General features: G+C 64.7%; 20 protein-coding genes and 1 pseudogene. 8 read left to right on the forward strand and 13 right to left on the reverse strand.

All coding sequences use genetic code 11. From position 1 onward, the window contains the following. Nucleotides 1-25 precede the first annotated feature (25 nt). The 11 genes from EN818_RS19555 to hemC all read right to left on the reverse strand — a co-directional run bounded on the left by EN818_RS19555 (nt 26) and on the right by hemC (nt 12677). Nucleotides 26-1207 (reverse strand): hypothetical protein, encoded by a 1182-nt coding sequence (locus EN818_RS19555; RefSeq protein WP_165349954.1) that lies wholly within the window; start codon nt 1205-1207, stop codon nt 26-28. A 79-nt stretch (nt 1208-1286) separates the two neighbouring features. Next, on the reverse strand, nt 1287-2009 hold the full coding sequence (locus tag EN818_RS19560) for a TfuA-like protein (protein ID WP_095804826.1): 723 nt from the start codon (nt 2007-2009) through the stop codon (nt 1287-1289). 5 nt (nt 2010-2014) lie between these two features. Continuing rightward, a complete protein-coding gene (locus tag EN818_RS19565) occupies nt 2015-3169 on the reverse strand; it encodes a YcaO-like family protein (RefSeq protein ID WP_095804827.1) in 1155 nt (384 codons plus the stop codon). A gap of 23 nt (nt 3170-3192) precedes the next feature. Beyond that, entirely contained in the window at nt 3193-6354 is a 3162-nt protein-coding gene (locus EN818_RS19570; protein WP_095804828.1) for an AAA family ATPase, read from the reverse strand. Nucleotides 6355-6390: 36 nt separating this feature from the next. Then, entirely contained in the window at nt 6391-6603 is a 213-nt protein-coding gene (locus tag EN818_RS19575) for a hypothetical protein (protein ID WP_129553623.1), read from the reverse strand. Between the two features lie 33 nt (nt 6604-6636). Further along, the gene (locus tag EN818_RS19580) at nt 6637-7347 is read right to left on the reverse strand and encodes a glutamine amidotransferase (RefSeq protein ID WP_095804829.1); all 711 of its coding nucleotides are present in this window, start codon (nt 7345-7347) and stop codon (nt 6637-6639) included. A 17-nt stretch (nt 7348-7364) separates the two neighbouring features. Continuing rightward, nucleotides 7365-7847, reverse strand: a complete 483-nt coding sequence (locus EN818_RS19585) for a TerB family tellurite resistance protein (RefSeq protein WP_095804830.1) — start codon at nt 7845-7847, stop codon at nt 7365-7367. Nucleotides 7848-7883: 36 nt separating this feature from the next. Then, nucleotides 7884-9449, reverse strand: coding sequence for a heme biosynthesis protein HemY (locus EN818_RS19590; protein WP_095804831.1), 1566 nt, complete (start codon nt 9447-9449; stop codon nt 7884-7886). Between the two features lie 10 nt (nt 9450-9459). Continuing rightward, entirely contained in the window at nt 9460-10929 is a 1470-nt protein-coding gene (locus tag EN818_RS19595) for a mitofilin family membrane protein (RefSeq protein ID WP_095804832.1), read from the reverse strand. Between the two features lie 105 nt (nt 10930-11034). Continuing rightward, a complete protein-coding gene (locus EN818_RS19600; RefSeq protein WP_095804833.1) occupies nt 11035-11748 on the reverse strand; it encodes a uroporphyrinogen-III synthase in 714 nt (237 codons plus the stop codon). A 2-nt stretch (nt 11749-11750) separates the two neighbouring features. Then, nucleotides 11751-12677 carry a hydroxymethylbilane synthase gene (hemC, locus tag EN818_RS19605; protein WP_129553622.1) on the reverse strand — a complete coding sequence of 309 codons (927 nt, stop codon included), beginning with the start codon at nt 12675-12677 and terminating at the stop codon, nt 11751-11753. 210 nt (nt 12678-12887) lie between these two features. On the opposite strand from hemC, the gene tsaD reads away from it, so the two are divergent. From tsaD to EN818_RS19635, 6 genes and pseudogenes are all read left to right on the forward strand, one after another. Then, the gene (gene tsaD / locus EN818_RS19610; protein ID WP_176478333.1) at nt 12888-13973 is read left to right on the forward strand and encodes a tRNA (adenosine(37)-N6)-threonylcarbamoyltransferase complex transferase subunit TsaD; all 1086 of its coding nucleotides are present in this window, start codon (nt 12888-12890) and stop codon (nt 13971-13973) included. Further along, nucleotides 13970-14989, forward strand: a complete 1020-nt coding sequence (locus tag EN818_RS19615; RefSeq protein ID WP_095804836.1) for an NAD(P)H-dependent glycerol-3-phosphate dehydrogenase — start codon at nt 13970-13972, stop codon at nt 14987-14989. The genes tsaD and EN818_RS19615 overlap by 4 nt, the downstream gene beginning before the upstream one ends. A 19-nt stretch (nt 14990-15008) precedes the next feature. Next, nucleotides 15009-15305, forward strand: coding sequence for a YciI-like protein (locus EN818_RS19620; protein ID WP_095804837.1), 297 nt, complete (start codon nt 15009-15011; stop codon nt 15303-15305). A gap of 76 nt (nt 15306-15381) precedes the next feature. Next, the gene (locus EN818_RS19625) at nt 15382-15807 is read left to right on the forward strand and encodes an EVE domain-containing protein (protein ID WP_095804838.1); all 426 of its coding nucleotides are present in this window, start codon (nt 15382-15384) and stop codon (nt 15805-15807) included. After that, a complete protein-coding gene (locus tag EN818_RS19630; RefSeq protein ID WP_095804839.1) occupies nt 15804-16475 on the forward strand; it encodes a methyltransferase in 672 nt (223 codons plus the stop codon). The genes EN818_RS19625 and EN818_RS19630 overlap by 4 nt, the downstream gene beginning before the upstream one ends. Nucleotides 16476-16570: 95 nt before the next feature. Then, nucleotides 16571-16995, forward strand: a pseudogene (locus EN818_RS19635) (DUF1761 domain-containing protein). 36 nt (nt 16996-17031) lie between these two features. Here the strand turns inward: EN818_RS19635 and gcvA are convergent. Next, complete coding sequence (gcvA, locus tag EN818_RS19640; RefSeq protein ID WP_095804841.1) at nt 17032-17958, reverse strand: transcriptional regulator GcvA; 927 nt, start codon at nt 17956-17958, stop codon at nt 17032-17034. Between the two features lie 130 nt (nt 17959-18088). Here gcvA and EN818_RS19645 point away from each other — a divergent pair, with 130 nt between their 5' ends. After that, nucleotides 18089-18346, forward strand: coding sequence for a hypothetical protein (locus EN818_RS19645; protein WP_095804842.1), 258 nt, complete (start codon nt 18089-18091; stop codon nt 18344-18346). Between the two features lie 147 nt (nt 18347-18493). On the opposite strand, the gene EN818_RS19655 is transcribed toward EN818_RS19645, so the two are convergent. After that, the gene (locus EN818_RS19655) at nt 18494-19090 is read right to left on the reverse strand and encodes a L,D-transpeptidase (protein ID WP_095804843.1); all 597 of its coding nucleotides are present in this window, start codon (nt 19088-19090) and stop codon (nt 18494-18496) included. An 85-nt stretch (nt 19091-19175) separates the two neighbouring features. Between EN818_RS19655 and EN818_RS19660 the strand changes: the two genes are divergently transcribed. Further along, nucleotides 19176-19859: a response regulator transcription factor gene (locus EN818_RS19660; RefSeq protein ID WP_095804844.1), complete on the forward strand. Its 684-nt coding sequence runs from the start codon at nt 19176-19178 to the stop codon at nt 19857-19859. Nucleotides 19860-20100 lie beyond the last annotated feature (241 nt).

Genomic DNA, 20100 nt, shown 5'->3' on the forward strand with positions numbered 1-20100 from the left:
GCTCCTTTTTGCTGCATCCTTCAGTTCACAAGATCTCCCGCCAGCTGAAGTTCTCATCGAATTTTTCCGCGAGCATCGGCGCGACGCGATCGCTGGCGTCCACCACCAACGCCGCGGCCTTTTCGAACGACAGGTCATCCGCATCGAGGCGTGGCCATGCCTGAGCAAGTGCGAGAGCCACCTCGTCCCTTGCTCTGATCAGCATGCTCTTGAACATGAAGGGCCGAGCGTGGAAGGCGCGGGACGTGAAATCCGAGATGCGCTGCATGTCGGATTGGTCGAGACCCTTGATATCGATCCCCAGCAGCCGCTCGTCGGCCAAGCCCTCGTGCACCAATGCCGCGTGGTAGATGTCGACGATCGTGTCGAACACAGCTCCCGTGAACGGCCGTGACCTGTCATGGATTTCCGCCGTCACCTCCGACATACGGCGTGCGTTGCTGGCGAGGCGGATCTGCCGATCGCCAGTCAATTCGGCAATCCGGTTCAATTCATTGAGAACAAGCAGGTTGCCGTCGCAGTGCCGCAGCAGCCGGTCCATGCCGCTGTCGAAATTCAGGAAGGACAAGAGCGAGACCAGATCCGAGCAGGCTTCGTGGAACGGTCCGAAATCGCCTTGAGTCAGGGCGCCGGCTGGTGTCCCGAACAACGAAAACAAGATTGCGTGGCCGACCTCATGTGCGATCACATCAAAGTTGAGCGCATAGGGATACTTGCCTCCGTCGATGCCGCGCTCTCGGCCGAGTTCCAGATAGCCATAGCCCGATTGCGCGTTCTCCCAGTCGACGAAGGGGATGATTTCGAGCCGCTCGTACGTCTCGGCAAAATACCAGACAATCGGTTTGCCGAGGTAGCTTTCCCAGATGTCCAGCACGCGGCTGACCGAGGCGAAAGCGTGCGCAGAAAGGAACTGTCGCGAGGTTAGGGAAAGCTGATCGAAATGGCCGTCAAAGCCAGCCTCTGCAGGCGGAAAGATTTCCCCGACAAACGGTGGCAGATAAGGGTAGTCGTAAGGCTCCTTGTCGAGGAGCGGATCGCGAACGTAGATGCGGTGATCTTCCGGGCCGGAGCGGATCAGATCGGGTGGAGTTGAAATCCATACTGTTTCGGGTGTTCCGTAACCCGAAAGATGAGGGACCTGCGGGTAGACTAGGAACCGCGTTCCCAGAAACCGATCTTGCGCAACGACACGATCGACCGCGTCCAATTGCTTGGCCCCCTCTGACGCTAGCACGCTATCACGGCGCTTACGTTGCGTAAATCGCCGGCCGCCAAGAGGTCACGGCCTAGAGCGCCAGCCCCGCATCGTCCATATCCTTGGAAAAGGCGGAGGTTAGCTGCAATTCCGGCATGGGGTGTGCTTTTTCAAATGCTTGGTCCCGCAAAAGTTCGAGTGCCCGCAGGGCATCTTGCTTTTTTTGCTGGACGAAAGCCGCGCCGAGCTCCCTGCACAATCTCCCGACGTCGTCCTTGTCGTCGTGCGCATCCCGGACCATCCGTGCCAGGGTGCGTTCGCGAAAGTTGAAGGCCTGTGCCGCACTCTCGAGCCTCGCCTGCTGTTCGGGTGAAATCACGCCGCGCCGGCAAGCGGCGCGAAGGGTCCGGCGCAGGTCAATCAGCGCATGCGTCAATTGAGCGAAATTCACCTCGGCCGGTCCATGCAATACCGCTACTGCGTCGTCGGGTGCAAAGGCGAAGCGACGATACCATCGGTAGATAAGCCCGACGCCTTGCATATGGGGGAACAGCTCGGCTGCTCGAAGGGCACCCATGCTGGCCGCGCCGACGACATGGATGCCGCGGCTGAGAGCCCACAGGATTTCCTTGTGCCGAACCGCCGGCTCAGCCTGAAAACCGCCGTCTATGATAAGGATCGCACTCGGGTCGAAATGCTGCACGGCCGAAACGATCGAGCCTTGCACGGCGGGCGGAAGGCATACCGCATCGACGACCTTCAATGCGTCGGCATGGGACACGGTAGGGCCGGTGAAGACGAGTTTCGGGCGCATAATCTCTACCCCTGCAAAAGCGGCTGCAAGGCAGGAATGACGATCCTGACAACCGACAGGGCATCGAACGGTCGCGTTCGCACCCGGACCAGGTGAACCGCATCGAACCCTCTCTCTTCGAGAATTGCCAAGAGGACCGACAGCCCGTCCGACGCCGTGTTGAACCTCTGCTCGGTCACCGCGCGCAAATCCACGCTGCGCGGTCCATCGCGGAGGAGCCGGCGATGCGCTGCGATCATCTGCCGATCGGGGTATTTCGGATAGGACGCGCGTGTCAGGTCATCGCGTGCGCCCGAGATCGCCGCTAGACGGGCCTGGGCCGCTTCGTAGATGGCGTGCGCCGCCGCGCCGGCAAAACTGAAACCCGCAGCCGAGCCATCAGCCGGATGATCCAAATGGACGGTTTCCGTCGGTTCGTCTTCCAGCAGATGACACCACACCACCGGGATGCCCAACGGCGACAAAGCCTGCCAAAGGCCGACCAGCACGTTCTTGGCCGCCAAAGTTTCCAGGAGATCGCGGAGCGACGGATCATCGATCGTCTCGGGATCGATGCGTTGACGGTGGAAAAAACCGTGGGTCCGGTATGCCGTGGCGATCGCATCGCGTTCGATGCATTCAAGCATGCCATGAACGATGGCATCCGGCTCCTCGAAGCCTGCCGCCAAACCGCTCGTCGATGCCGCGAAAATGCCGTCGTGGGGCAGGGACGGCAACACATACGCGGTGTGCGCGAGCTCGAACGGGACCAGGTCGCGGCTGCCGGTAAGAAGATTATCCGCGGCTACCCACGCCGTGTCCCTACCGCGCCATCCGGGCGCGGCGCCCCCCTGGAGATGCCTTTCGAAACGACCGGGCGGGATGCGCAATTGATCGGCGGAGCCGACGACTATGTCGAAATTCGCCACCTGCTCTGCAAAGAAGGTCTCGGCCGATTCCAGCATGGCCGATATCGCGGCTTGCGCCAGCGTGGCGCCCTTGCCTTGCGCGACCGCGTTGGAGAGCGAGAAAGGTCTTGTCACCTGCACGACCGGGATCCCGAGTTGGTCGAGTCCGGTAATGTCGGCGATCCGCGTAATGCCAAGGCCTCCGCGCATCTTCATCAGCCTCGCCAGCGCCTCGTCGGGCGGCGGACCGAGGCGTTTGTATCGCTCCAGCATAGCGGATGCTCTTGCAGGGTCAGCTAGCGCCGAACAGCCGGTTCGGGATTGACGATCAGCGAGGCGCCCGGCTCGAGAGCGGATTTCGCACGTTCGACCCGATCGCGATAGCGTGACGACAGTTCAGGTGACAGGCCTGATGATTGAAGGCTTTCGTATGTACTGACGAGGAAAGGCACGGCGCCTTGCTCCGCGGCTATGGCGATGCTCTTTTCGAGGGCAGCGACTACGTTCGCGTTCGCATCGCCCTGGAGAAGGAGTAGCTCCGCTCTTCGCCTGTAGAGTTCTGCCAGCCAGAAGCGGCTGCCGCCGGCCTTGGCCTGCGCCACGGCCGAGTCCAGCAGAGCGAGCGCCTCATCGACCTCGGCAGTTCTTGTCAAAAGCTCCGCCAGCATGCCGCAATAGACCGGTTCGTCCTCAGGCGTCTGGAACTCCCCATGGAGGCCGAGGCCCTGCCGCATTTTATCCCTGCCGCCCTCGACCTGGCCGGCGTTGCCGTCGCACCAGCCTTCGAAGATCTGCACTGCGGCGGCGAGGGCGGGCATATGATGACGCCCGGTCAAGTGGCGCAGATCCGCTATCACGCTTCGCAGCATCGAAAAATCGCGGCGATAGCAATGCAGCATCGCCTCGTTGAGGTAGGCATGCGCTATGCTGCTGGCATGTCCGGTTTGCTGCGCCCAGCTCCTAGCTTCCGACATCGAATGGAGCGCGCTTGCCGGCTTTCCGACGAACCACATTGACAAGGCGCGGTGGGCGAGCCCGCAGACCCTCGCATCATGCCCGCCGAACAACGCAGCATGGGCTTTGCCCTGGCCGTGCTCATAGAGCGACAGTCCGGCGTCGACGGCCGCGATGCAGCGGTCGTGGCGGCCAAGATTGAAGTCGATTGCCCACACGCAATGCCTGGCCTGGAGTTGCACTTCGGCATCCTCGACATCCCTGAGATCGCTGAGCACGACCTCCGCGCGCTCGCCGTCCATGACGGTATCCGTAAACCACCAGCCCCAGTAGATCGGGAACCACTTGGCCCGCTCGGCCACCGGCCGCCGCCGGGCGATCACCACGCCGTCCTCGTATAATTTGCGGGCGGGCGCCGAGTTCGGACCTTCGACAGCGGTCAGGATGGGACCGAGCACGATCATTGCCGATAGCCGCAGCGCGTCTCGCGTGTCGGCTGCCGCAACGCGCCCGCAGAGCGCCAATGCATGCTCTAGTATCTGCCTCGCTTCCGCCATCGCCGAGCGGGACGAGCTTTCCGTGCCTGCGATCACGAACTGAGCGATCGCGTCCTCCAGAAGGCCTGCGCGCTCTGCATGCTCGGCGACCTCGGCGGTGCCCAGCCACCCGGCCAGGTTTCGATTGCGGCTCACCGCGGCAAACAGGCGGCGATGCAAGGCCTGCCGTCTCTTGCGCAGCGTTGCGTTGTAGATCGTCTCCTGGATAAGCGCATGGCGCACGCCGTAGACCGGAGCGCCGGAAGGCCGCACACGGATCAGGAACCCGGCCTCACTCAGCAAATCCAGCGCGTTTGCGATGATTTCGTCGTCGAGCTCCGGCAACAGCGCGTGCAGCAATTCCTGATTGAAGCGATTGCCCGCGACGGCCGCAGCGCGCGCGACTTCGCGTGCCGGCCCCAGCGTTTCGAGCCTGGCCTCGATCACGCTTTCGAACACCGAGGCATGACTGCGCGTCTCGGTCTGCGCCAGCCGATCCGTTGCTGAGGCCGCGTTCTCGGTCATCCACTGGCAGATTTCTTCGATGAACAGCGGGACGCCTCCGGTCACGCGTTCCACCACGTCGAGCAATTCCGAGGAAGTTGACGGCTTGCCTTGCGGCCACATGGCCGCGATCGCCAGCCGCGTTTGCTCGCGATTGAGCGGATTTAGCGAGATATGCCTTGGATTCGATGCTGCCAGCCAGCTCCCGGATTCAGGGCGCGTGGTCGCGATGACAAGCGCCCGGAAGTGACGGGCCGCCTGTGCGAGTTCAGCCAACAATTGTCTCGACGTCAGATCGATCCAATGGATGTCCTCGACCACCAGGATAATCGGCCCGCTGGCGCACAGGGCTTCGAGCGCGTGGCGAACCGCCCAATTGGCTTTCGCGCGCATCGCCTCGGCGTCGATCTCCTTGAGCATCGGATCGGCTCCCGCTGCGCCGAGCAGGAACGAAAAGATATCGATGATTTCAGGATCGCGGACGTCATTATCGCGGAATGCTTCCGCCACGGCGGCAGCGCTCAGCTGTCCTTCGTTGCCGGCGAGATCGCCGCGTACGTTCTGCAGCAGCGGATGCAGCGCCGAGCGCGAGCCGGCGGGCGTGCACTGGAAGAACAGCAGTTTCGCGCGCTGGTGACGCGTGCGCCGGCGCACTTCGTGAAGAATGCGCGACTTGCCGATCCCCGCCTCGCCCTCGATCACCACCACGCCGCCGTTTCCCGCAATGGCGCTGTCCCATGCTTCGGCGATCGTGGCGAGCTCGGCCTCGCGATCGATGAGCGGACTGCTCAGCCGCCCGAAGGCGAAGAAGCGGTCGACCTCGCGCTTGTGACTGAGCGCGCGCCAGACCAGCTCCGGCTCGGCAAACCCCTTGATCGCATGGGCGCCCCTAAAGCTGAACACATGCGACCGTCGCGCCAGGTTGCGCGTCGCGTCCGAGACCACCACCGTGTCCGGCTGCGCGATGGCCTGGAGCCGCGTGGCCATCGCGAAGGCCGGCCCGGTGACATTGTCGTGACCGGTATCGGCGTCACCCTTGTGGATCAGGGTCATCGATGTCGCGATTCCGACTCGGACATGCAAATCGGCGCGGCCTTTGTCCGAGCCGACGTGCCTGCAGGCGTCGATGATTTCGAGCCCTGCCCGGATCGCCAGCGATGCCGCGTCCTTGGCGTCTATTTCGGCAGGAAACAAAGCAACGCCGCCATCGCCGACCTCAACCTGGACGGCACCCGAGCATGACGCGACTGCCTGTCTCGTCGCCCGCTGGAAGGCTGATATCAGTTCCTCGAACTCTTCGATGTCCAGGATAGCAAGAAGGTCAGTCGATCCGACCAGGTCGTAGCAAAGCGCGGTCAGGATTCGACGCTCATGCCGGGCTTCGGACGGATTGTTGCCGTTGCCGCCCAGAAAACCTGTTGCCACCGGCGCCGCCGGCAACGCGACCGGACTCCTCTCCGACATGCTGCGAATTCCTCGCCGAGTGCAGTGACGGCAATATTAGCAAAGTGCGATGCTGTCCACAAAACACTTGATCGGTGGCAAGGGCTGGAAAAAGCCGATGCTGACATCGTTATGAGAGAGATCCTCACGGCGCAAACTCTCCTTGGCGTTGACACCAGCTGTGACCGCTTTTGGTGGGCGGTCGGGATGACTTTGATGACCGAGATAAGGCGCAAAGCGGTCGTGCACGCCTCGGCAGACGTAAGCCATCTTCGGTCAAAACCGACCGTTCAGACTTTGGCTCTATCCCACCGCCGGCTTGCCAAAGATCAGGCCCAAAAATTCACCCAGCCAGCGCTTCAGATGCATGTCCCAGATCAGCCGGCCGCCGAGATGGTCGCGGCCGGGCTGCGCGCCGGGCAGCTCGAAACGATGCGCGCCGCGCACCACCCAGCGCTGCATCATCAGCCGTGTCAGCTCGCCGTGAAACTGGATGCCCCAGGCATTGTCGCCATAGCGAAAAGCCTGGTTGGGATAGGTTTCGGCGGTCGCGAGCAGCGTCGCGTCCTTCGGCAGCGAAAAGCCCTCGCGATGAAACTGGTAGACCATCTCCGGCCAGTGCAGCAGCTGCTTGCCGGCGTCTGTCGCCTTGAGCGGATACCAGCCGATCTCGACCAGGCCCTCGCCATGGCCCTCGACCTTGCCGCCGAGATGATTGGCCAGCATCTGCGCGCCAAGGCAGATGCCGAGGAAGGGCCGATTTTCCTTGAGCGGGATTTTCAGCCAGTCGGTCTCGCGGCGAACGAACTCGTCCCCGTCATTGGCGCTCATCGGCCCGCCGAAGACGACCGCGCCGGCATGGCCGTCCAGAGTGCCGGGCAATTCGTCGCCGAGCGGCGGCCGGCGGATGTCGAGGTCGAAACCTTCTTCCAGAAGCATGTGGCCGACGCGGCCCGGACTCGAGGTCTCCTGATGCAGCACGATCAGGACTTTCGGTCTCCGGGCAGGTGGCATGGAGGGAGGGCGCCCGCTTATTCGTCGCTCGATGTGCCGCGCGCGCCCGGCGCCTCGGCTGCCGCCTGCTGCCTCGCCTCGATGCGATCGCGGCGCTCGACACCGATCAGTTCGGCAACACGCCAGACCGTGTTGTCCTCAAGCTCATGCAGTTCGCCGTCGGCATAGACGATTTCCCACATCAGCCCGACAAAAGCCTTGCGCGCATCGGCGTCGAGATGCCGCTTGAGCACGCTGGTGAAAGCATAGAGGTCGATCGCCTCGTTGTCGGCGCGCTCGCCCGCGGCCGCCAGCGCGTCGAGTTCCGCGCCGCTGACCGAATAGGTCTCGGCCAGCACCGTCTTGAACTTTTCCCATTCGACATCCTGGCGCACGCCGTCGGCACTCATCACATGGTAGAGCAGGGCCGAGGCCGCCACGCGCGGATCGTCGGCGCTCGGCTTGCTCCCGCCGCCGGCAACAGGCAGGTCCCTCAGGAACGACAGCACCCGTTCGAACATCTAGATCATTCCCTTCGGCCGGATGTTGCCCGAACCTCAAAACAAACGAAACCGGCGCGGCGATTTTTCCGCTTCGTCTTCGGGCGTGACACCCGGGTCGTCCGGCAGCCGCGGCAGCTCGGACGCCTGTTCGACGGCTTCGGTTTCGTCCTCCGGCGCCGCCGTGACGTCCTTCTCGCCATCGGCCGAGGTTGCGACCGGCTGTTTCTCGTCCGGAGCAAGGTCGATTGGCCGCTCCTCGACCGGCACGGACGGCGCGGAAACGGCAATCGCCGGCATCGCGGCGTCCTCATGACTGTCGATCAGCTGCCCGAGCCGCTCCATCGGCGCGCGCCAGGTGAAGGCGTCGAGCTTGCCGGTCACCGGCGACACCGGCGCCCAGCGTTCGGAAACCACCCCATCGGCAACCCAGGCCGGATCGCGCGGCGCACGCACCGCCTTCGACAGCAACTGCCGTACCTTGCCCTGGTCGCCGGTCTCCGCCTCCTCGATGTCGGCGAGCAGCAGATAGGCGCCCTCGCGGCGATCGATGCGGATCGCGGCCTCCGCCTCGCGCCGGGCGGTGGCGAAGTCCTGCGCCTCGAGCGCGGCGCGCGCCACCGCCATCGACGACTCGGCATGGTTCCGCTTCATCTCCTGCAGCTTCTTTGCCCGGTTCAAGCGATCGAGCACCGCGTCGCCGGGTCTTGCATGGGTGTAGAGCTCGGCGATGTCCGGATGCGGCTCGGCCCTCCAGGCGGCCTCCAGGATCCTGGCGCCCTTGCGCACGTCGTTCTGCTTGAGCAGCAGATTGGCCGCGATGACCGCGGCGGGCACGAAATCAGGCGCCAGCCTGTTGGCTTCGACGGCGGCAGTCCTCGCGGCATTCGGATCGCTGTCGACGAGCGCCTGCGCCTTGGCGGTGAGCAGCACGGCGCGGCGCCGGTTGGCCGCGTCGCGCTCGATCTGCCTTGTCGATTTCTGCGCCTCGACCAGCTTCAGCGCGCCGTCCCAGTCGCCGCGCTCGGTCAGCTCCTCGAGCGTCGATTCCGCCGCCCAGGCGAGCTGCGGCGCCACGGCAGCGGCGCGGCCGGCATAGTGGCGCGCTGCGTTGCGGTCGCCCAGCCGTTCGGCCTCGAGATAAAGTCCGCGCAGCCCGAGCAGCCGCATCTCCGGATCGTCGAGCATGCGCTCGAACTTCTCGCGCGCGCCCTCATGGTCGCCTTCGAGCAGCGAGGCCTGCGCGTCGAGCAGGTTGATCAGCGGCTCCTGATCGGATCGGATCAGTTTGGCCGCTTCCTTGGTCTTCTTCCGAGCCAGCGCCCCATCGCCGGCGCCGGCAGCGATCATGCCGGTCGACAGCGCCTGGTAGCCGCGGTCGCGGCGTCGCACCCGGAAATAGCGCGAGATCGTGTAGGGACTGTTCCACAGCGATTTGAGCAGCCACCAGACGATCATCACCGCGGCGACGACGGCGACGATCGCCACCGCCGCCACCATCAGCGAGACCGTGTAATTATAGCCGTTGAAGGTGATGAGCATCTCGCCCGGGCGATCGGCCAGCCAGGCAAAGCCAAGCCCGAGCGCGAAGACGACGGCGAGAAAGATGAGCATGCGAATCATCTATCGGTCCTCACGCCTTCATCGCGCCGGCAATCAGCGCATCGAGCTGCTTTTCGACCTCGAGCCGTGCCTTGAGTTTGCTCGCAAAATCGGCGCCCGCCGTCTTCGCCGTGTCCGGCAGGGTATCGTATTCGCTGAGTGCCTTGGCGTAGTCGCCCTGGTTCACCGCGACTTCGATCCGCGCCACGGTTTCGGGGACGCCCTTGCCTTCGACGGCGCCCACCGGCCGCACCTTGACCAGCGATTTCGCGCTCGACACCAGGCTCTGGAAGAGGCCGGCATCCGGGTCGACCGGCGTCGCCGCCTCGACCATGGCGCTGGCGGCCGCATCGACTTCCGAGGCGATCGTGGCCCGGGTCGGCACGCCCTTCTCGGCATAGGACCGCAGGGCCGCGATCTCGGGAGCATCGGGCGCGATGGCCGCGAAGGTGTCGAGCTCGGTTGCGAATGGCGCGCCGCGATCGAGTGCCGCCTTCAGCGCCGAGGCTGCGATGGCGAGCGCGATCTTCGGCTGCGAGGCCTGCGCCTCGACCTTGCCCGAGAGCTGCGACACCGATTGCTCCAGCGCCGCGATCCGGCCTTCCTCGGCCTTGGCCGCCTCGCCGGCGGACTTCACCAGCGCATCGAGCCCGGCAATCTTCTCGTTGAGCGGTCCGAGATCGGCAGGGGCGGCGTTGCCGGCCTTCTGCAAATCGGCAACGGCCGTATCGATCTGGCCGACCTTGTCGCTGAGCGTCTTGAGCGCCGTACCGTCGCTGCCCTGTCCGGCCGAGGATTTGAGCGACGCGACATCCGACTTCATCTGCTCCAATGCCGATGCCAGGTCATCGACCTTGGCGGAAGCGCCGCTGTCGCCCGCTTGCTTCAGCGCCGCGACCTCGCTTTTCAGCGAAGCGATCTCGCCATTGACGCTGTCGAGCGGGGCTCCGCCGGAAACCGGCGCGCCGAGCAGGCCGACCGCCTGCAGCAGGCCGGCCCCGGCCAGCGCAATGACGCCACCGACAATCCCCGCAGCTATGGTGCCGACGCCGCGCCGGGGCGGCGTGGCGATGCGCTCGTCGCTCCGTGGCTCACTGGCCCTCGGCGCCGCGGTGCCAGAGCTGGTCTTGGCCGTCGACGCGTCCTCGAAATCGTAGTCGGACCGCTTCGCCTCGCTCTCGGCTGCGTCGGAGCCGCCGGGATAGGGCGCATCCGCCTCGTCCTTGCTCTTGGCCTCGGCCTCGGTGTTTCCGGCTCGCGCCGCATCGGCGTGTTCCCACGGCTCGATGTCGGCCTGCTCGGCATGCATGGGCTCTTCCGGAGCTTCCGGCTGCGAGGCGGCGGCGGCTTCTTCGGCCTTGGCCTCATCGGTGCGCGCCAGATCAGGCCCGGAGTTGGCGGCATCCTCGTCGCTGATTCGCGATACGGCGCCGGGCTCGAGCTCGATCGTCACCGGCTCGCGGCGGCTCTTCGAATGTCGCACCTTCGGCGTCTTGACCATGCTTGGGCTCCGCGAATTGGCTTGAGGATGGTTCAAAGGATCTAGAGCTCAAGGATGCTCTAGCACATCACCCAGCGGTGAAAAGGGGCGGTGTGATGACGCGGCCTAGCGCGAAAGCGACAAAAGCCTGAGCAGCGCGTCCTCGTCGGGCTGCGGCGCGATATGGATTCTGCCCTCGGCGATCCCGTCCAATGCTCCGCCAACGCGCGCGGACAGCGCGAAAAACGCTGCCTTTTCAAAAACCCCGCGCAAAGCGGGCCGGCGCGCCAGACGGCTCAATGCCGCAGCCGCATTTGCCGAATAGAGCAGCACCATATCGGGCGACCAGCCCGAAAGACGCGCCTGTATCTCTTCGTCGGTATAACTCAATTGCGCCGTGTCATACGTCTCCATGGCATGGACCTGCACGCCGGCAGCGGCGAGCCGCTCCTCGAAGACCGGAAACCGAACACGGCCGCACAGATAGACGATCGCCTTGCCGGCAAGATCGCTGCCGATAGCGGCGGCCAGCGCCTCGGCGTCGCCCGCCGCTTCGCTGACAGACGAAAATCCCGCCGTCCGGCAGGCTTCGGCCGTTCTTTTCCCGACCGCATGGCAAGGCAGGGCTGCGAGCGCCGCGATCAGTTCCTTCGGGGCGTGGCGAACCGCATTGGCGCTGGTGACGGCAACCGCTGCGGCGCCGCGCACGACGTCAGCCTCGACCGGCAATGCCCTGGTTGTGGTCAAAGGCAGCAGGACCGGCTGAAATCCCTGTGCTTCCAGCCGCCGCGCCGTGCGCGAGGCGCCCGGTTCCGGCCTCGTCACCAGGACGCCGACCATGCTCAGGCCCAGCCGTCGAAGAATTTGGCGCCCGCCCTGGCGCGCACTGTCCGCGCGGCCTCCGCTCCAATTTCCGCCGCAGCCGTCGCCTGGCCGTCCAGCCTGACATCATGCGATTCCCTGCCGTCGGGCGAGATGATCAGCCCGGCGAAGGTCAGCATTTCCCCCGAGACGGTGGCATGGCCGGCGATCGGCGTGCGGCAGGAGCCGTCGAGCGCGGCAAGGAAGGCACGCTCGCAGGCCAGCGCCTGCCCGGTCGGCGCATGGCGTATAGCCGCCAGCATTCTATCCACCGCGCTGTCACCGATCCGGCTTTCGATACCGATCGCGCCCTGCCCCGGCGCCGGCGGAAATGCCTCCAGCGACATCAGATCGGTGATGACATTGTCGAGCCCGAGCCGCTTCAGCCCGGCATAGGCGAGGATGGTGCCGTCGGCGACGCCTTCGTCGAGCTTTCGCAATCTGGTCTGCACATTGCCGCGGAACATCACCACCTCGAGATCGGGCCGCATGCGCCGGATGAGCGCCTGGCGCCTCAGTGAGGACGAGCCGACCCTGGCGCCATGCGGCAGGTCGGCGATCCGCTGCGCCGCCTTGCCGATGAAGGCGTCGCGCGCATCCTCGCGCGGCAGGAAGGCGGAGAGCTCCAGCCCTTCGGGGAGCACGGTCGGCATGTCCTTGGACGAATGCACGGCGATGTCGATGCGGCGGTCGAGCAGCGCCTCCTCGATCTCCTTGGTGAACAGCCCCTTGCCGCCGGCTTCCGACAGCGGCCGGTCCTGGATGCGGTCGCCGCTCGTCGATATGACCACCACTTCGAAGGCCTGCTCCGGAAGGCCGTGCGCCTCCATCAGCCGCGCTCGCGTCTCATGCGCCTGGGCCAGCGCCAACGGGCTGCCGCGGGTTCCGATTTTCAAGGTTGTTTGCATGGCGCGCAGTCCGTGATAACCCCCGGCAAACTGAGGTCTGCCGAGATTCAGGTCAGGCCGGGTCGAAAATGCAGGGTTCTGGGAACAGGAGCGGAGCGTACGTGAAGTACGTGAGCACCGGAAGCCCAGGAACCCGCCATTTGCAGGCCGGCATCACCTGAATATCGATAGACCTCCGGCGACACAATCTTCGAGGACAGCGACGAATTGATCCGCGTTCTGGGCATTGAGACGAGTTGCGACGAGACGGCGGCCAGCGTGGTGGCGCTCGACAGCGGCTCCGCGCCCGAAATTCTGTCCAACATCGTGCTGAGCCAGATCGAGGAACATGCCGCCTTCGGCGGCGTCGTGCCGGAAATCGCGGCGCGTGCCCATGTCGAGGCGCTGGACGGCATCGTCGAGGCAGCTCTTGCCGATTCGGCCGTGTCGCTCGACGAGGTCGATGCGATTGCCGCCACCGCCGGGCCGGGTCTCGTCGGCGGGCTGATCGTCGGCTTGATGACGGCAAAGGCGATCGCCGCCGCCGCCAACAAGCCGCTGATCGCCATCAATCACCTGGAGGGCCACGCGCTGACAGCGCGACTGACCGACGGGCTCGAGTTCCCCTACCTGCTGCTGCTCGTCTCCGGCGGCCATACCCAGATCGTCGCGGTGCGCGGCGTCGGCGACTACCAGCGTTGGGCGACGACCATCGACGATGCGCTCGGCGAAGCATTCGACAAGACCGCCAAGATGCTCGGCCTGCCTTATCCAGGCGGGCCTAATGTCGAGAAGACGGCCGCCACCGGCGACGCCAGCCGCTTTGCCTTTCCACGCCCGATGAAAGGCTCGGCGCAGCCGGACTTCTCTTTCTCCGGGCTGAAGACCGCCGTGCGCCAGGCAGCAACTGCGATCGCGCCGCTCAGCGACCAGGATGTCGCCGACATCTGCGCCTCCTTCCAGGCGGCGGTGGCGGACGCGCTGGGCGATCGTGTCGCACGGGCGCTTGCTCGCTTCGGCCAGGAATTTCCCGGTTTGCAGAATCCGGCCCTGGTCGTCGCCGGCGGCGTCGCCGCCAACCGCACGATCAAGGCGACGCTGGAGACGCTCTGTTCGGAAGCCGGCTTCGCCTTTGTCGCACCACCGCAAAAACTCTGCACTGACAATGCGGCGATGATCGCCTGGGCCGGCATCGAGCGGCTGCGCGCCGGGATGGCCGGCGACAATGCCGCCGACTTCGTGCCGCGCTCGCGCTGGCCGCTGGACAGCATTTCAACTCCTTTGGTCGGCTCGGGCCGGCGTGGTGCCAAGGCATGAGCAAGAAGGCCACGAGCGGCAACAGGCAAGCCAGCGGCTGGCGCGTTGCGGTGCTGGGCGGCGGCGCCTGGGGCACGGCGCTGGCGCTCGCCATGCTGCGCGCCGGCCATGACGTGCGGCTCTACGCCCGCGACGCGGAAACCGTCGCCGCGATTCGGCGCGGCGAGAACCCGCGCTATCTGCCCGGCATCGTGATCGACCCCGGCATCGCCGCGACGACCGATCTTGCCACCGCGCTGGACAATGCCAATTGCGTGCTGGCGGTGACCCCGGCGCAATCGCTGCGCGCGGTGCTGGCCGCTGCACGCGATCACGTTCCTGGAGGCGCGCCGCTGGTGCTCTGCGCCAAGGGCATCGAACGCGCCACCGGCGCGCTGCTGTCGGCGATCGTCGAGGAGAGCCTGCCCGGGAACCCCGTCGCAGCGCTGTCCGGTCCGAGCTTTGCCAGTGACGTCGCACGCGGCCTGCCGACGGCCGTGGTGGTTGCCGCCCGCCAGGCAGAATTGGCGGCGCAGCTTGCCGTGCGCTTTTCGGCCGAAAACCTGCGCTGCTATTCCAGCGAAGACCTGATTGGCGTCGAGATCGGCGGCGCGCTGAAGAATGTCTTCGCCATCGCAGCGGGCGCCGTCACCGGCGCCGGGCTCGGCGCCAGCGCCCAGGCCGCCATGGTGACACGCGGTTTCGTCGAGCTGCGCCGCATCGGCGCCGCCTTCGGCGCGAAGGCGGAAACGCTGATGGGCCTTTCCGGTCTCGGCGACCTGCTGCTCACCTGCTCCTCGGCGCAATCGCGCAACTTCGCCTATGGACTGGCACTCGGACAGGGCAAGCCTCTTGCCGGCCTGCCGCTCGCCGAAGGCGTGCCCACGGCGGGCATCGCCGCCCGCATCGCCGCCGAGCGGCAGATCGAGGCTCCGATCATTTCCGCCGTCGCCGCCATCCTCGACGGCAAAGTGACCATCGACCAGGCCGTCACCGCGCTGATGACGCGACCGCTCAAAACCGAAACCGACATCTGAACAAGCGGAGCTTGAAGACATGCTGTTTGCGTTGATTTGCAAGGATAAGCCAGGCAGCCTGCAGCTGCGTATCGACACGCGACCGGCGCACGCGGCCTTCCTGGAGGGTCTGATCAGCGAAGGCAGGCTTGCCTTTGCCGGCCCTTTCCTCGACGCCGACGGCAAGCCCGACGGCAGCCTTGTGATGATCGAGGCCCCGGACATGGCCGGCGCGCAAGCCTTGGCCGCCGCCGATCCCTATGCCAAGGCCGGCCTCTTCGAAAGCGTCGAAATCCGTGCCTGGAACTGGGTCTTCCAGAAGCCCGTCTCCCCGTAGGGACGACGCGAGGGTAAGGATAAGACGATGCAACGCTGTGCGTGACGATCCGGCAATGGCAACGGGATAAAGTGGGATGAACTACTGGCTGTTCAAGTCCGAACCCTCGGTCTTTTCCTTCGAGGCCCTGAAAGCCAAGGGCAAGGCCGGCACGCAGTGGGACGGCGTGCGCAACTATGCCGCGCGCAACAACATGAAGGCCATGCAGATCGGCGATCTCGGCTTCTTCTATCACTCCAACGAGGGGCTCAACATCGTCGGCATCGCCGAGGTCTGCGCGCTTGCGCATCCCGACAGCACGACCGACGACCCGCGCTGGGAATGCGTCGATATCCGCGCTTTCAAGGACGTGCCGAAGCCGGTGACGCTGGAACAGGTCAAGGCCAATCCGAAGCTTGCCGAGATGGCGCTGGTCCGGCTTGGGCGGCTCTCCGTGCAGCCGGTGACGCCGGACGAATGGAAAGAGGTCTGCCGCATGGCTGATCTCAACCCGGCCCCGTGAAGAGGCTCACGCCCAAGACCGCGAAGAAATTCATCCTCGACAACACGGCGCTGCTGGCGCCGCCGCATGTGCCGGAAGTGCTGCTGAACCTGGCTGATGAGGCGCATGATCTATGGCTGCGCACTGAGGAGGAACTGGCCGAGATCGGCCTGCCGCCGCCCTTCTGGGCCTTCGCCTGGGCCGGCGGCCAGGGCCTTGCCCGCTATGTCCTCGACCATCCGGCAACAGTCCGCGGCAAGCGCGTGCTTGATTTCGCCTCCGGCTCAGGCCTGGTCGCCATCGCTGCGCTGAAGGCCGGCGCGCGGCAAGTCATCGCGGCCGATATCGATCCTTTCTGCGAGACGGCGATTGCCATCAATCTCGAAGCCAACGGACTGGAGGCAAAATTCCTGGGCGTCGACTGCGTCGGCGCGGACGACGACTGGGATGTCGTACTTGCCGGCGACGTCTTCTACGACAAGGCCTTCGCCGATCGGCTGACGCCGTGGTTCGCGAGCTTGGCCGCGCGCGGTGCCGACATCCTCATCGGCGATCCCGGCCGCGCCTATCTGCCGAGGACAGGATTGCAGTCGCTTGCCGTCTATCAGGTGCCGGTGACGCGCGTGCTGGAGGACGCGGAAGTCAAGCGCACCACCGTCTGGCGATGGGGTTCGGCCGTTCCCGCTTGACGCCGCCGGCGAACAGGGATTCCCTCTGCCGAGTCGATATCACGCATCGTTGTCTCCGCAATCCAGCTTTGAGCGACATGCGTTCGGAGGGGACCATGGATTTTTCAACCGTGAACTGGCTGGCGGTGATCGTCGCCGCCGTCGCAGCATGGCTGTTCGGCGCCGCCTGGTACATGGGTTTGAGCAAGCCGTGGCTGAAAGCGGCGAAGCTCGATCCGGCCGCCATGAGGCGCTCGTTCGCTCCGTTCATCATAAGCTTCATCGCCGAGTTGATCATGGCCTTGATCATGACGCTGGTGATCGGCGCCATCACCGGCGGCGAGCCCAACCCGGTTGCCGGAGTGATCTTCGGTTCCTCCTGTGGCTGGGCTTCGTCGCCACCACGCTTTCGGTCAATCACCGCTATCAGGGCTTCGGCTGGGACCTGACGCTGATCGACGCCGGCCATTGGCTCGGCGTCTTGCTGATCATCGGGGTGGTGATCGGCTGGTTCGGCGCGCCGGCAGCCCCGACAGGCTGAAGCTGTGTCGCGAGACTGCGCGGCCGTTGAGCATCGCTACGCGACGTCCGCTTCTTTCGCCACCTCGTCCAGAAGCCATTCGCGGAAGGCGACGATACGCGCATCGTCCTTGGCTTCTTGCGGGTAAACCAGGAAATAGGCGAACTCCGGCGCCACCTTGATGCCGAGCTCGAAAGGCCTGATCAGCCTGCCTTGGGAAAGGTCGTTGGCCACCATCGCGAAGTCGGCCAAGGCGACGGCATTGCCTTCGAGCGCCGCCTGGGCGGCGTCGGTCGACGATCTGAAGACGAGGATTCGGCTGTCGTCGAAATCATCGACCCCGGCCGCGTGCATCCACATCTGCCAGTTCGGCCATGTCACGCCCTGTTGCGACCATTCGATATGCGCAAGCGTATGGTGGAAGAGATCGCGCGGCTCCTTGAGCGGCGGGCCTGACGCAAGCAGCGCCGGGCTGCACACCGGAATGATGATGTTATCGAACAGCCGGTGCGCGCACAGCCCCGGATACTTGCCGGCTCCAAAGCGAATGCCGGCATCGACATCGTCGCGCTCGAAGTCCCTGATGTCGTAAGTGATGTCGAAGCGCAGCTCGACGCTCGGCTTGTGCCGGCGAAAATCGTCGACGCGCCGCATCAGCCACTTTGTCGCGAACTGTGCGTCGAGCGTCACTTTCAGCAGCGAGGTGCCCCGCGTCATCTTGCGCGCGCGGCTGACGGCGCGGTTGAGCAGGTCGAGCGCATCGATCGACGCCTCGTGAAGCACATTGCCCGCCTCCGTCAGCCGGATGGTGCGGCTGGTGCGCGTGAACAGCACCAGTTCGAGCTGCTCCTCAATCTCCTTGATCTGGTGGCTGACCGCCGCCGGGGTCAGGCCGAGCTCGTCGGCGGCGCGGGTGAAATTGAGATGCCGAGCTGCTGCCTCGAAGGTCCGCAGCGCTCGCGTTCCGGGCAGCAGGCGAGACATCCGATCTCCAAATAAAACTTGATGATCAGAAAAGAACTACTCGTTTCCCGTTTGTTTTTCAATCCCGCATGATTGCGGCATCGAAACACTATCAAACCGGATTTGACGCCCGGAGAATATGGATAAAGCCATGACCGACCTCGTTCTGAAGTCCCGCGCCGCCCTGAAAACCCGCTCTGGCATCGCAGCGTGGCTGCGCGCCACGATTGATTGGCTGCGTCAGGCGCGAGTTGCCGCCGGGCGTCGTCCCGAATCCATCGAAGATCTCTCGGAGAGCCTGCTGCATGACATCGGCGTCGAGCGCCAGGACGTCGCGAAGGCGGTGAACCGCGACCTCGGTCGCATCGGATTGCTGGATACCGGTTGGCAGAAGCCGGGGAGGAAGTAAGGGAGTAGGGGAGTAGGGATGTGGCAGCAGATGAACACGCCCCCTATTCCCCTATTCCCCTATTCCCCTATTCCCCTATTCCCCTATTCCCCTATTCCCCTATTCCCCTATTCCCCTATTCCCCTATTCCCCTATTCCCCTATTCCCCTACCTCACCACCTTCACCACCGTCCGGTCCGACAACAATGGCAACAGCCTTGCCATGGTGCGTGCCGTCACGCCCACGCAACCTTGCGTCGGCGTGAAGCCGGGACGCGCCAGGTGGAAGAAGATCGCACTGCCGCGCCCGCGCCGGCGCGGCGCGATGTTCCAGTCCAGCACCAGGCACACATCATAGAGGCGGTCGGCACGCCGCATCCGCTCGTGGCTTGCACCGTAGGGGATCTTTACCGGTCGATTGTAGTTGCGGTCGTCCGGCACCTCGCACCAGCCGAGATCCGGTCCGATCGGCGCCATCGGCAGCCTCGTTCGGCGCCCGCCGGGAAATTGGTCATTCCGGAAATAGCCTGAAAGAATGCGCATCGCGGCCAACGGCGTCGCGCCGTCGCCCTCATGCTTGTTGGCCGATATGCCGCCGCGCCCGAGCGCGCAGGGAAAAATCATGTTGCCCGCCTGCAGGAAGCCCTGACTAGGGTTGCCGGGTCTCGCCCGCACAACCAGCACGCGCAGGCCTTTTGGCAAAAATGCGTCCGCCTCATTGCGCGCGCGTTTTTTCTTGTATGATCGTGTCACGGAACAAATCACTGTGATCGGCTGTTGCGCCGGTGAGCTTCCGCATAAATGGGGGGGAGGTCAACTGATTATTCTTTTTAAAACAACGGATTGATCCATGACATCACGTACCATTCTGATCGTTGACGACGACGACGACCTGCGAGCCACGCTCGTCGAGCAACTGGCCCTCTATGAGGAATTCGACGTTCAGCAGGAAGCCACCGCCGCCAAGGGCGTCGCTGCGGCGCGCGGCGGCCTCGTCGACCTGCTCATTATGGATGTCGGCTTGCCCGATATGGACGGCCGCGAGGCGGTGAAGATCTTGCGCAAGGGTGGCTACAAGGCGCCCATCATCATGCTGACCGGACACGACACCGACTCCGACACCATCCTCGGGCTGGAGGCTGGCGCCAACGATTATGTGACCAAGCCTTTCCGCTTCGCGGTGCTGTTGGCGCGCATCCGCGCACAGCTGCGCCAGCACGAGCAGAGCGAGGACGCCACCTTCTCGGTCGGCCCCTATACGTTCAAGCCCAGCCAGAAGCTGCTGATCGACCCGCGCGGCGCCAAGGTGCGGCTGACCGAAAAGGAGGCTTCGATCATCAAATACCTCTATCGCGCCGACCAGAAAGTGGTGACGCGCGACGTGCTGCTGGAGGAAGTGTGGGGCTATAATTCCGGCGTCACCACGCACACGCTGGAAACCCATGTCTACCGGCTACGCCAGAAGATTGAGCGTGATCCTTCCAATGCCGAAATTCTTGTGACAGAAAGCGGCGGCTACAAGCTGGTTCCTTAAACATTTCATGATCTAGAGCAATTCCAGGAAAAGTGTGAAAGCGGTTTTCCGGCCGGAATTGCGTCGAACCAAACGGATAGAGCGGTCGGGGCGGAACCGCTTCGGGTACGATCCTGATGCTGGAGGGAGATGGATCGGCTCGCCGGGCGCATCATACGGTGCGTGATCGAAACTGTTGGAGCGTGCGCGCCCGCAAAGGCGCGGCGCTCCAAAGGAGGGACTGGACTGACCGCTCGGGGAC

This window comes from Mesorhizobium sp. M3A.F.Ca.ET.175.01.1.1, assembly GCF_004791945.1.
In the GTDB taxonomy this organism is placed as follows: domain Bacteria; phylum Pseudomonadota; class Alphaproteobacteria; order Rhizobiales; family Rhizobiaceae; genus Mesorhizobium.